At 67.9% G+C, this 11,729-nt stretch carries 11 protein-coding genes and 1 pseudogene; 9 read left to right on the top strand and 3 right to left on the bottom strand.

What is annotated here, in order from left to right; translation table 11 throughout:
- The first annotated feature begins 200 nt into the window (after window positions 1–200).
- From FV227_RS19230 to sufA, 8 genes are all read left to right on the top strand, one after another.
- Window positions 201–1,370, top strand: a complete 1,170-nt coding sequence (locus FV227_RS19230) for a cysteine desulfurase family protein (RefSeq protein ID WP_147859698.1) — start codon at window positions 201–203, stop codon at window positions 1,368–1,370.
- A 69-nt stretch (window positions 1,371–1,439) separates the two neighbouring features.
- Window positions 1,440–2,909: a Fe-S cluster assembly protein SufB gene (gene sufB, locus FV227_RS19235; RefSeq protein ID WP_147859699.1), complete on the top strand. Its 1,470-nt coding sequence runs from the start codon at window positions 1,440–1,442 to the stop codon at window positions 2,907–2,909.
- Between the two features lie 10 nt (window positions 2,910–2,919).
- Window positions 2,920–3,204, top strand: coding sequence for a hypothetical protein (locus FV227_RS19240; RefSeq protein ID WP_147859700.1), 285 nt, complete (start codon window positions 2,920–2,922; stop codon window positions 3,202–3,204).
- 50 nt (window positions 3,205–3,254) lie between these two features.
- Window positions 3,255–4,007 carry a Fe-S cluster assembly ATPase SufC gene (sufC, locus tag FV227_RS19245; protein ID WP_147726382.1) on the top strand — a complete coding sequence of 251 codons (753 nt, stop codon included), beginning with the start codon at window positions 3,255–3,257 and terminating at the stop codon, window positions 4,005–4,007.
- Window positions 4,008–4,011: 4 nt separating this feature from the next.
- Window positions 4,012–5,334 carry a SufD family Fe-S cluster assembly protein gene (locus FV227_RS19250; protein ID WP_147859701.1) on the top strand — a complete coding sequence of 441 codons (1,323 nt, stop codon included), beginning with the start codon at window positions 4,012–4,014 and terminating at the stop codon, window positions 5,332–5,334.
- Window positions 5,335–5,560: 226 nt separating this feature from the next.
- Window positions 5,561–6,805 carry a cysteine desulfurase gene (locus FV227_RS19255; protein ID WP_147859707.1) on the top strand — a complete coding sequence of 415 codons (1,245 nt, stop codon included), beginning with the start codon at window positions 5,561–5,563 and terminating at the stop codon, window positions 6,803–6,805.
- A gap of 52 nt (window positions 6,806–6,857) precedes the next feature.
- The gene (locus tag FV227_RS19260; protein WP_147726384.1) at window positions 6,858–7,241 is read left to right on the top strand and encodes an SUF system Fe-S cluster assembly protein; all 384 of its coding nucleotides are present in this window, start codon (window positions 6,858–6,860) and stop codon (window positions 7,239–7,241) included.
- 105 nt (window positions 7,242–7,346) lie between these two features.
- The gene (gene sufA, locus FV227_RS19265; protein WP_147726385.1) at window positions 7,347–7,724 is read left to right on the top strand and encodes a Fe-S cluster assembly scaffold SufA; all 378 of its coding nucleotides are present in this window, start codon (window positions 7,347–7,349) and stop codon (window positions 7,722–7,724) included.
- Window positions 7,725–7,732: 8 nt separating this feature from the next.
- On the opposite strand, the gene FV227_RS19270 is transcribed toward sufA, so the two are convergent.
- The 3 genes from FV227_RS19270 to FV227_RS19280 form a co-directional block, all read right to left on the bottom strand.
- Complete coding sequence (locus FV227_RS19270; protein ID WP_147726386.1) at window positions 7,733–8,794, bottom strand: GGDEF domain-containing protein; 1,062 nt, start codon at window positions 8,792–8,794, stop codon at window positions 7,733–7,735.
- Between the two features lie 111 nt (window positions 8,795–8,905).
- Window positions 8,906–10,486: a DEAD/DEAH box helicase gene (locus tag FV227_RS19275; RefSeq protein ID WP_147859702.1), complete on the bottom strand. Its 1,581-nt coding sequence runs from the start codon at window positions 10,484–10,486 to the stop codon at window positions 8,906–8,908.
- A 204-nt stretch (window positions 10,487–10,690) separates the two neighbouring features.
- Window positions 10,691–10,957, bottom strand: coding sequence for a hypothetical protein (locus FV227_RS19280; RefSeq protein WP_147729495.1), 267 nt, complete (start codon window positions 10,955–10,957; stop codon window positions 10,691–10,693).
- A 399-nt stretch (window positions 10,958–11,356) separates the two neighbouring features.
- Here FV227_RS19280 and FV227_RS19285 point away from each other — a divergent pair.
- A pseudogene (locus FV227_RS19285) lies at window positions 11,357–11,729 on the top strand (porin family protein); the annotation flags it as partial.

The following is an 11,729-nucleotide window of genomic DNA, read 5'->3' on the forward strand; positions in this document are numbered from 1 at the left end:
CGCCCCGCGCCCGACGTAAAAGCGCTCTTAGAATAATTCTAGGCGATTAGAACTGTTCTAAACAGCGCGGCAGCGGGGTCTTCCCCGACCAGCCTGGAAACGCCGTTCGGCGGTCCGAAACCGTGTCGACGGCGCGGCTTAGCACGCCGACCCGGTGCCAAAGCAAGGAAATGTCGCATCTTTCGCCAGTTGGAGAACGGATGACAGCGGACCGCGCCTATCTCGACCACAACGCCACGTCTCCGGTCCGTCCGGCGGTGTCGCACGCGGTCGTGCGGGCGCTGGCGCTGCCCGGCAACCCGTCCTCCGTCCATGCCGAGGGGCGTGCGGCGCGGGCGATGCTCGAGGATGCCCGCGACAAGCTTGCCCGCCTCGTCGGTGCCGCGGCGTCTCAGGTCACCTTCACCAGTGGCGGCACCGAGGCGGCCAACGCCGTCCTGTCCGGCGCGCTCCGCCGGCGGGGGAGCGCCGCACCGACGCGGCTTCTGATCGGCGCGACCGAGCACCCCTGCGTCACCGCCGGCCACCGCTTCCCGGCCGACGCCGTCGAGGCGCTTCCGGTCCTGGCTTCCGGCGTGCTCGACCTCGATGCGCTGGCGGCGCGGCTCGACGCCCTTCGCGACCGGGACGTGCTCGTCTCGGTTCACGCGGCCAACAACGAGACCGGCGTGATGCAGCCGATCGCCGCCGTCGTGGCCCTGGCGAGGCGGCACGGCCGCACCCTCGTGCACAGCGACGCGGTGCAGGCGGTCGGCAAGATCCCGGTCGATTTCGCTGCGCTCGGGCTCGATGCGCTGACCCTGTCCGGGCACAAGTTCTCGGCGCCGAAGGGCGTCGGCGCGCTGGTGCTGCGGGACGACGCGCAGCTCGACGCGGCCTTCGTCCGCGGCGGCGGCCAGGAGGCGCGGCTGCGCTGCGGCACCGAGAACCTTCCCGGGCTCGTCGGGATGGGCGAGGCGGCGGAGATCGCCCGCCTCGCGCTGGATACGGAATCCCAGCGCGTCGCGCAGCTGCGCGACGCGCTGGAGGAGGCGGTGCTGGCCCGCGCGCCGGACGGGGTGGTGTTCGGCCGTGACGCCGAGCGGTTGCCGAACACCCTGTGCTTCGCGGTGCCGGGGCTCGATGCACCGACCGCCTTGATCGCCTTCGATCTCGCCGGCGTGGCGGTGTCGTCGGGATCGGCCTGCGCGTCGGGCAAGGTGGCGCGGTCGCCGGTCCTGGCGGCGATGGGCGTGAGCCCTGCGCTGGCCGCGGGGGCGCTACGCGTCAGCCTCGGCTGGAATACGGGGGAGGGCGACACTGCGCGCTTCCTCGGTGCCTTCGAACGAATCGTCGAGACCCTATATAGACGACGAGGGCTTGCGGCCTGAGCGCCGCGCCGACGCCATCTCACATGGAAGCCTCCGGTCCTTGAAACCGGCGATGCTTAGGAGACGCTGATGCCTGCCGTGCAGGAAACCATCGATCGGGTCCGCTCGATCGACCTCGACCAGTACAAGTACGGCTTCGAGACCACCATCGAGATGGAGAAGTCCGAGAAGGGCATCTCCGAGGATGTGGTGCGCTTCATCTCGGCCAAGAAGGACGAGCCGGAGTGGATGCTCGCTTGGCGGCTCGACGCCTACAAGCGCTGGCAGACCATGCAGGAGCCGGACTGGGCCCGCGTCGCCTACGACAAGGTCGACTACAACAACATCTACTACTACGCCGCGCCGAAGCGTCCGGCGGCGATGTCGCTCGACGAGATCGACCCCGAGATCCTGAAGACCTACGAGAAGCTCGGCATCCCGCTCCGCGAGGTCGAGGTGCTGGAGGGCATCGCCCCCGAGCGCCGCGTCGCCGTGGACGCCGTGTTCGACTCGGTCTCGGTCGCGACGACGTTCAAGGCCGAGCTGTCGAAGGCCGGCGTGATCTTCATGCCGATCTCGGAGGCGATCCGTGAGTACCCGGACCTCGTCAGGAAGTACCTCGGCTCGGTCGTGCCGGTGACCGACAACTTCTTCGCGACGCTGAACTCGGCCGTCTTCTCGGACGGCTCGTTCGTCTACATCCCGCCGGGCGTGCGCTGCCCGATGGAGCTGTCGACCTACTTCCGCATCAACGAGCGCGACACCGGCCAGTTCGAGCGCACGCTGATCATCGCCGACAAGGGCTCCTACGTCTCGTATCTCGAGGGCTGCACCGCCCCGAAGCGCGACGACAACCAGCTGCACGCCGCGGTGGTCGAGCTCATCGCCCTGGAGGACGCCGAGATCAAGTACTCGACCGTCCAGAACTGGTACCCGGGCGACAACGAAGGCAAGGGCGGCATCTACAACTTCGTGACCAAGCGCGGCGATTGCCGCGGCGACAACTCGAAGATCTCGTGGACGCAGGTCGAGACCGGCTCGGCGATCACCTGGAAGTACCCGTCCTGCATCCTGCGCGGCGACAATTCCCGCGGCGAGTTCTACTCGATCGCGGTGTCGAACGGCATGCAGCAAGTCGATTCCGGCACCAAGATGATCCATCTGGGAAAGAACACCACCAGCCGGATCATCTCGAAGGGCATCTCGGCGGGCCGCTCGCAGAACACCTATCGCGGCCTCGTCTCGGCGCACAAGAAGGCCTCGAACGCGCGCAACTTCACCAATTGCGACAGCCTGCTGATCGGCGACCAGTGCGGGGCGCACACCGTGCCCTATATCGAGTCGAAGAACGCGTCCGCGGTGTTCGAGCACGAGGCCACCACCTCGAAGATCTCCGAGGACCAGAAGTTCTACTGCCTGCAGCGCGGCCTTTCCGAGGAGGAGGCGACCGCGCTCATCGTCAACGGCTTCGTCCGCGACGTGCTGCAGCAGTTGCCGATGGAGTTCGCCGTCGAGGCTCAGAAGCTGATCTCGATCAGCCTCGAAGGCTCGGTGGGGTAGGCAACACGCCATGGCCTTCGCGTTCGACACCCTGCAGTTCACCCACTTGAACAGGTGGGTGTCGGACGCGAGCAGGCCGTCGCGCGGTGAACCGGCACGCGACATGATCATCGCCGATTCCGCGACCAAGGCGGATTTGGCGGATATGGAGAAGACGCTGAGGTTGGACCTCAAGGCGTTGAAGGCGGGGATCGACGGTTCGCTGCGCGAACTCGAACTCCGAATAAACGTGAAGCTCGGGGCGATCATCGCGGCCGCCGTCGCCGTGATCGCAGCGCTTCAAAAATTTCTCTGACGGGACCGCAGGGCGATACCGTCGCACACCATCTTCGGGACTACGCGAACATGCTCGAAATCAAGAACCTCGTCGTGCAGATCGAGGACAACCGCATCCTCAACGGCCTGAACCTCACCGTGAACGACGGCGAGGTCGCCGCGATCATGGGTCCGAACGGCTCCGGCAAGTCGACGCTCTCCTACGTCATCGCCGGCAAGGAGGACTACGAGGTCCTCGACGGCGAGATCCTGCTCGACGGCCAGAACGTGCTGGAGATGGGCGCGGACGAGCGCGCCGCGGCCGGCGTGTTCCTCGCCTTCCAGTATCCGCTGGAGATTCCGGGCGTCGGCACGATGACCTTCCTCAAGGCCTGCCTCAACGCCCAGCGCCGCGCCCGCGGCGAGGCCGAGATCGCGACCCCGGACTTCATCCGCCAGGTCAACGCGGCGGCCGAGAAGCTCGAGATTAACAAAGACATGCTCCGCCGCGCCCTCAACGTCGGGTTCTCCGGCGGCGAGAAGAAGCGCATGGAGATCCTGCAGATGGCGCTGCTGCAGCCGAAGTTCTGCGTGCTCGACGAGACGGATTCCGGCCTCGACATCGACGCGTTGCGCATCGTCTCCGAGGGCGTCAACGCCCTGCGCGCGCAGGGCCGCTCGTTCCTGGTCATCACCCACTACCAGCGCCTGCTCGACTACATCGTGCCCGACACCGTGCACGTCATGTCGAAGGGCCTGATCGTGAAGACCGGCGGCAAGGAGCTCGCCAAGGAACTCGAGGCCTCCGGCTACGCCGAGTACCGCACCAACGAGGCTGCGTAAGCCCATGGCCGACATCGCCAATCTCCGCACCAGCGCCGAGACCGGTCTTTCGACCCTGTTTGAGACCGCCCGCAAGGGGTTCGGCAGCGAAACCGCGATCTCCCGCGAGGAGGCGTTCCGCTTCTTCGAGGCCGCCGGCCTGCCGAGCCGCCGCGTCGAGGCGTTCAAGTACACCGACCTGCGTGCCGCGATGCAGGAAGCCGCGCCGCCGGCCGAGACGCCGGCGCTCGACCTCGCCACGTCTGCCGTCGCCTCCGCGACCGCGTTCTCGGCAATCGAGGCGGTGCGACTGACCTTCGTCAACGGCCACCTGATCCGCGAGCTGTCCGATCTCGATCGCGTGCCCGCCGGCGTCTCGGTATCGCCGCTGAACGAGGCCCTGAGCCGGGGCGATGCGCGCCTGAAGAACCTTGCGCCGGTGGCGCAGGCCCGCGAGAACCCGATCTATCAGCTGAACACCGCCTTCCTTGCCGACGGCGCGCTGATCTCGGTGGAGGCCGGCGCCAAGGTCGAGACCCCGCTGCACCTGCGCTTCGTCGGCGCCGGGGCGGAGGGCTTCTCCACCGCGACGCGCGTTCTGGTCGAGGTCGCCGACGGCGCCGAGTTCACCTTGCTCGAGACGCACGAGGGCCCGAACGGGCTGACCTACCAGCCGAACGACGCCCTCGACGTCCATGTCGGCAAGCATGCCGCCTTCCGGCACGCGCGAATCAACCGCGAGGGCGACAAGGCGATCGCGCTCTCGACCATCAGCGTGCGGCTCGACGACGAGTCGAGGCTGGAAACGGTGAACCTCGTCACCGGCGCCGTGCTGTCGCGCCACCAGATCTACATGCACGTGGCCGGCGAGAACGTGAACGCGGTCGTCAACGGCGCGGCGATGCTCGGCGACGGGCAGCTCGCCGACTCGACGCTGCTGGCCGACCATGCGGCGGTCGGCGGCGTCGGCCGCGAGATGTTCAAGACGGTGATCGACGGCGACGCCACCGGCGTGTTCCAGGGCAAGATCATCGTCCGCCAGATCGCGCAGAAGACCGACGGCAAGATGAAGTCCGATTGCCTGCTCCTCTCCGACGAGGGGCAGATGATGAACAAGCCGGAACTCGAGATCTTCGCCGACGACGTCGCCTGCGGCCACGGAGCCACCTGCGGCGCCCCGGACCAGGACCTGCTGTTCTACCTCATGGCCCGCGGCCTGCCGAAGCCGATCGCCGAGAGCCTGCTGGTGCAGGCCTTCGTCGGCGAAGCGGTGGAGTCGGTCACGCACGAGGGCGCCCGCGCGGCGCTCATCGGCGAGATCGAGGCTTGGCTGGCCTCGCGGGGGTGATCGGCCCCGGTCGCGTGCATCCTGGAAAATGGGTGATGTGACCGCGATCCCTCCCAGAACTTCATCCTGAGGCGCCCACATCGGTGGGCCTCGAAGGAGGGGACGAGGGGTCGCACTATCTCTGGAGACCTCCGTCGAGGCCTCCGCTTCGCTTCGGCACCTCTGGACGAGGCTGCAGGTTGGAGGGGCGATGCTTGCGAAAGACCGCCGGTTCGAGGCCGACACCATGAACGCTCCTCTCCGCCAGCCTACCTACGACGTCGAGGCGATCCGGGCGCAATTTCCGATCCTGTCGGAAAAAGTCTACGGCAAGCCGCTGGTCTACCTCGACAACGCCGCCTCGTCGCAGAAGCCGCGCGCGGTGATCGACGCGATGGTCGCGTGCATGGAGACCGGCTACGCCAACGTCCATCGCGGCCTGCACTTCATGGCCAACGCCGCGACCGAGGGGTTCGAGGGTGCCCGCGAGACCACGCGGCAGTTCCTGAATGCCGCGTCGACGGACGAGATCATCTTCACCCGCAACGCCACCGAGGCCTACAACCTCGTGGCCGCGTCGATGGGCTGGGCCGGGATGATCGGGGAGGGGGACGAGATCATCCTCTCGATCATGGAGCACCATTCCAACATCGTGCCCTGGCACTTCCTGCGCGAACGCCGCGGGGCCGTCATCAAGTGGGCGCCGGTCGACGACGAGGGCAACTTCCTCGTCGAGGACTACGAGAAGCTGTTCACGCCGCGCACCAAGATGGTCGCGATCACGCAGATGTCGAACGTGCTGGGCACGGTCACGCCGGCGGCCGAGATCGTCCGCATCGCCCACGCCCACGGCGTGCCGGTGCTGCTCGACGGCGCGCAGAGCGCGGTGCATCAGCCGGTCGACGTGCGGGCGCTCGATTGCGACTTCTTCGTCTTCACCGGTCACAAGGTCTACGGCCCGACCGGTATCGGCGTACTTTACGGCAAGAAGGAATGGCTGGAGTGCCTGCCGCCCTACCAGGGCGGCGGTGAAATGATCCGCACGGTCAGCCAGGAGGCGATCACCTACAACGATCCGCCGCATCGGTTCGAGGCGGGCACGCCGGCGATCGTCGAGGCCGTCGGCCTCGGCGCGGCGCTGGAGTTCATGATGTCGGTCGGGCGCGACAAGATCGCGGCGCACGAGGCCGCGCTCACCGCCTATGCCCAGGAACGGCTCGGCGCGATGAATGCGATCCGGCAGATCGGAACCGCGAAGGGCAAGGGCGGCGTCATCGCCTTCGAGATGAAGGGCGCCCATGCCCACGACATCGCGACGGTGATCGACCGTTCGGGCGTCGCGGTCCGGGCCGGCACGCATTGCGCGATGCCGCTGCTCACCCGCTTCGGCGTCACCTCGACCTGCCGCGCCTCGTTCGGGATGTACAACACCCAGGCCGAGATCGACGTGCTGGCCGAGGCGCTCGCCCGCGCCGAGATGATGTTCGCCTGAGCGTTTGGACTGGGTCGCCGCCCCGCCGCGGCGGCCCGATGAGGAGATGGACATGAGCAGCGACGCGACGATCACCGGAGGCGCCAACACGCCGAAGGTCGCTGGAGCCGAGGGCGTGCCGCCCGCCGAGCTCGACCGGCTGACCGACGATATCGTGGCCGCGCTGAAGTCGGTCTACGATCCCGAGATCCCAGCCGACATCTACGAGCTCGGCCTGATCTACAAGGTCGACATCGACGACGACCGCAAGGTCGCGATCGACATGACGCTGACGGCTCCGGGCTGCCCGGTCGCCGGCGAGATGCCGGGCTGGGTCGAGGATGCGGTCGCCAAGGTCCCGGGCGTCCAATCCTGCGCGGTGACGATGGTGTTCGATCCGCCGTGGGATCAGAGCCGCATGTCCGACGAGGCCCGCGTCGCCCTCGACATGTGGTGAGCGTCACCGAGCGGTATGGACCGTGCTCCGCGCGATCCTTATCTTAAGACCGTACGCGCACCCTCAACCGCCCGGGCCTTGAACCCGGCTGCCGGAGAGACACCGATGTCCACGAGTTTCAAGGTCATGTCGCTGACGGATGCGGCAGCCGACCGCATCAAGGCGATCATCGCCGACGCCGACCGGCCGATCGCGGGCCTGCGGGTCGGCGTGAAGAACGGCGGCTGCGCCGGGATGTCCTACACGATGGAATATGCCGAGGATCGCAAGCCCGGCGAGGACATGGTCGAGGATCGCGGCGTGAAGGTCTTCGTCGATCCGAAGGCGCTGCTGTTCCTGCTCGGCACGCAGATGGACTTCCAGTCCAGCAAGCTCGCCTCGCAGTTCGTCTTCAACAACCCGAACCAGACCTCGGCCTGCGGCTGCGGCGAGTCCGTCGCGATCACGCCGGTCGGCCCGGAGCGGCTGCTCGCCTCGGCCTGAACCCGCGATCAGGCGACCGCGGCGACGAGGTCCGCCGTGGTCGCATCGTCGAGTGTGCGGTTGCGGCCAGCGCGCTTGGCGGCGAACATGCACAGGTCCGCACGCTCCAGCAACGAGACCGGCGTGTCGCCGCGGCGGTAGCACGCCACGCCGAGCGAGATCGTGACCTTCCCGAGCGATTCCCCGGTCGAGCGCTTGATCAGCTCCCGGCCCATCACGCTGGTTCGGACTTTCTCCGCGATGGCGTAGGCCGTTTCCCGGTTCGTGCCGGGCAGCAGGATGCCGAACTCCTCGCCGCCGAAACGGGCGAGCATCGCGCCCTTCTCGACGCTTTCCCGCATGACGACGGCGACCAGGCGCAGCACCTGATCGCCGGTGAGGTGGCCGTAGAGGTCGTTGAAGCGCTTGAAGAAATCGATATCGAGCACGACGAGGCTCGAGGACGTGCCGAGCGAGGCGCGATCGAGCGCCTTGTGCAGCATCTCCTCGAAATGCTTGCGGTTCGCCAGCCCGGTCAGGGGATCCGTCAGGCTCTCGATCCGCGTCGCCTCGAGCTTCTCGCGCAGGGATTCGACCTCGGTGCGGCTTTCCCGCATCCGCGCCTCGAGGGTCCGGTTGTTCGAGGCGACTTCCCGCGTCGTCGCGACCAGGGTGGCCACGATCTCGCGCAGGCGCGCTCGGTTCAGCGTCGAGACGGAGAGGTCGTGGCTCAGAGCGCGCAACGACTCGCCGTACTGCGCGGCCGAGCCGAGCGAGAGGTCGAGCATCTCCATGACGCCCTCGATCTCGGTCAGCATCGTCGCGCCGGTCTCTCCGGCGGCCGTGACGTAGCGCGAGCCGCCGAGATAGCTGTCGTAGAGATCGTCGACGTCCGAGGCGGACAATCCCGCGTTCGTCGCGGTGAGACGCTTGATCGCGTCGTTCATCAGCGGCTGATCGCCGGAGACGTAGGTGTACCAGACAGCGTAGGCCCGCGGTGTCGCCGAGGGCCCGTAATCGCGCATCAGCTCCTGGGCGCGGCGCGCCAGGGCGAAGCTGCGATCGCGGTCGGCATAAAGCCCTTCGCTCATCCGATCCCCATCGTCCATCGCCGCCCCGTCGCGTCGGCGTTCGGGTCGGACGCCGCAAGCTACCTTAAGGAGCGTGGACGGAGGGTTAAGGCCGAGGTCGCGATCTGCGGCTCAATCCTGCTTCTTGATCACCGCCGGCCGCAGCATGAAGGCCGGAACGTGCTCGCCGAGACCGACGGGCGTATCGCCGTCCTCGTCGCGGCGGCGCCCATAGCCGCGCTCGTCGCGCGACCGCTCCTGCGGAGGGCGAGCCGCGGGGGCGGGAGTTCGCTCGGGGCGCGGACGCGCCTCGGCTGCCGGACGGCGCGGTGCCTCCCGCCGCGCCTCGTCCGGTCGCCGCTGAGGCTCGCGCCGAGGCGAGGTCTCCGCGACCGAGTCGGACTCTAGGTTGGCGGAAGGCTCCGTCTTGACGGAATCCCTCCGTCCACGCGACGACCGCGCCTCCCGCGGCGCCTCGGCCTCGGCGGGGACCTTTCGGCCGCGTCGCGCGGAATCGCCGGCGCGTCCGCGATGGCGGGTGCGCGTCTCGCCCTCGTCGGTGCCTTCCTGGCTCGGCGCGGCGGTGTCGAGGTCCCCGTCCATCCACGGGATCGGCTGCCCGATCAGCGACTCGATCGCCTGGAGCGAGCGGTCGTCGCTGCGGCTGACCAGGGTGAAGGCCGCCCCCGAGCGGCCGGCGCGGCCGGTGCGGCCGATGCGGTGGACGTAATCCTCGGGATGGTTCGGAACGTCGAAGTTGAAGACATGGCTCACCGCGGGGATGTCGAGGCCGCGCGCCGCGACGTCGCTCGCGACCAGCAAGGCCGTCTCGCCGCCGCGGAAGGCATCGAGGGCGGTGGTGCGCGAGCGCTGGTCCATGTCGCCATGAAGCGCGGCGGCATCGAAGCCGTGGCTCACCAGCGACTTCTGCAGCAGCGCGACGTCGCGCTTGCGGTTGCAGAAGATGATGCCGTTCTTCAGGTCGGCCTCGCCGCGGATCAGCTTGCGCAGGCGCTCGCGCTTGGCGCTGCCGTCCGACGAGGTCGCGACCAGACGCTGCACGATGGTCGAGGCGGTGGAGGCGGCGCGCGCCACCTCGATCCGCTCGGGATTGTGCAGGAAGATGTCGGCGAGCCGCTCGATCTCCGGCGGCATGGTCGCGGAGAAGAACAGCGTCTGGCGGGTGAACGGCACCATCTTCACGATGCGCTCGATGTCGGGGATGAACCCCATGTCGAGCATGCGGTCGGCCTCGTCGATGACCAGGAGCTCGACGCCGCTGAGCAGCAGCTTGCCGCGCTCGAAATGGTCGAGCAGGCGCCCCGGCGTCGCGATCAGCACGTCGGTGCCCCGGGTCAGCTTGGCGTCCTGGTCGGCGAAGGAGACGCCGCCGATGATCAGGGCGACGTTGAGCTTGTGGTTGGTGCCATAGCGATCGAAATTCTCGACCACCTGCGCCGCCAGCTCGCGGGTCGGCTCGAGGATCAGCGTCCGCGGCATCCGCGCCCGCGCCCGCCCGTTCTCGAGCATGGTCAGCATCGGCAGGGTGAACGCGGCCGTCTTGCCGGTGCCGGTCTGCGCGATGCCCAGGACGTCGCGCCGGGCGAGCACGTGCGGGATCGCCTGGCTCTGGATCGGCGTCGGTTCCGTATAGCCGGCGGCGGTGACGGCCTGGAGGACCTTGTCGCTCAATCCGAGATCGGCAAATGACATAATCTTTTGAGAACCGTTGCGCGCGGGGTCGGGCAGGGCCGGCGCGGAGGACATCGTCGCGGCGACGGCAGCGACGGCCGGTCGGGTCGACGGCCCGCCGCGCCTGCGAGTGCGCGGGACACTTAGGCCCTTGCAACCACTTGTCAATCTGATGCACCCGGACGAGCCGGGGTTTCCCCCTCCGAAAGCCGCGAAGACTGCCCCTTATGGGCGGAGGCCACGCATGCCCGAGGGGAGGTTGCAGGGATCGAGCCTCACGGCGCGAACGCCCTGCGCGATCGAGCCGGTCGTCTCCGGATCGGCGATCGTCCCCCTCGACGTCGCCTGAGCCATACGGGTCGGCTCGGCGTTCCGATCGGCCCGCGCGAAGTGATGGGCTGCCGCGAGGGCGACGATCGCGGCGACGCCGGTGGTCTGGATCGTCCAGCGCAGGATGCCGTGCGACTTCGCCGACCCGATGTCTTCGCTCATCGCGCACCTTTCCGCCGAATTCCGGCCCCTCGCGGAGATCGACGGTGAAGGCTCATGGTTAATCTTCGCCTTACGGCCGCAACGGCTTCCGAGGGAGGAAATAAAATGCCACCGCCCGAGCACGGTCATGACATATGATAAGCACGGCTCCGGTCTTCGGTAAATCGATCGTGAATCCCGGACAACAGAACGAGGCGTGGGGCGAACCCTGATCTTTCCTGCCGGACCATGTGCGCCAAGACACACCTGCGAACGACATCGCGTAAGCCGGGCGTAACCTTCATCTTTCGTTGACCGCTTCCGGGTCATCTGAGCGAGCTTGTTGCAGGAAAGCGACAGACCGAGCGGGCAACCCGGCTTAGAACAAACTCGGCTTTGCCAACCAGGACCTGGAAAAAAATGAAGAGCCTTCTCCTCGCCACCACCGTTCTCGCCGGCCTCACCGCCGTCGCGTCCGCCGCCGACCTTCCGCGTCGCGCTCCGCCGCCGGTGTTCACCCCGGTTCCGGTGTTCACCTGGACGGGCGCCTACTTCGGTATCAACGCCGGCTACGGCTTCGATGCCAGCGATCGCCGCGGCGCCACCGTCGTCGGCGTCTCGCCCGGCAACGCGATCTTCGCCGGCCCGGCCGGCGGCAACACCGGCGGCGTGCTCGCCTTCGGCGGCAGCCGCGGCAACGACGGCTTCACCGGCGGTGGCCAGGTCGGCTACAACTACCAGTTCACCCCGGGCTCGGGCGTCGTGATCGGCATCGAGGCCGACGCGCAGTACG

Origin of the sequence: Methylobacterium sp. WL119 (assembly GCF_008039875.1) — a bacterium.
Classification (GTDB): domain Bacteria; phylum Pseudomonadota; class Alphaproteobacteria; order Rhizobiales; family Beijerinckiaceae; genus Methylobacterium.

Coding starts and splice junctions, on each gene's coding strand:
- FV227_RS19230 (WP_147859698.1), top strand. CDS start 201: ATGACAGCGGACCGCGCCTATCTCGACCACAACGCCACGTCTCCGGTC.
- sufB (WP_147859699.1), top strand. CDS start 1,440: ATGCCTGCCGTGCAGGAAACCATCGATCGGGTCCGCTCGATCGACCTC.
- FV227_RS19240 (WP_147859700.1), top strand. CDS start 2,920: ATGGCCTTCGCGTTCGACACCCTGCAGTTCACCCACTTGAACAGGTGG.
- sufC (WP_147726382.1), top strand. CDS start 3,255: ATGCTCGAAATCAAGAACCTCGTCGTGCAGATCGAGGACAACCGCATC.
- FV227_RS19250 (WP_147859701.1), top strand. CDS start 4,012: ATGGCCGACATCGCCAATCTCCGCACCAGCGCCGAGACCGGTCTTTCG.
- FV227_RS19255 (WP_147859707.1), top strand. CDS start 5,561: ATGAACGCTCCTCTCCGCCAGCCTACCTACGACGTCGAGGCGATCCGG.
- FV227_RS19260 (WP_147726384.1), top strand. CDS start 6,858: ATGAGCAGCGACGCGACGATCACCGGAGGCGCCAACACGCCGAAGGTC.
- sufA (WP_147726385.1), top strand. CDS start 7,347: ATGTCCACGAGTTTCAAGGTCATGTCGCTGACGGATGCGGCAGCCGAC.
- FV227_RS19270 (WP_147726386.1), bottom strand. CDS start 8,794: ATGAGCGAAGGGCTTTATGCCGACCGCGATCGCAGCTTCGCCCTGGCG.
- FV227_RS19275 (WP_147859702.1), bottom strand. CDS start 10,486: ATGTCATTTGCCGATCTCGGATTGAGCGACAAGGTCCTCCAGGCCGTC.
- FV227_RS19280 (WP_147729495.1), bottom strand. CDS start 10,957: ATGAGCGAAGACATCGGGTCGGCGAAGTCGCACGGCATCCTGCGCTGG.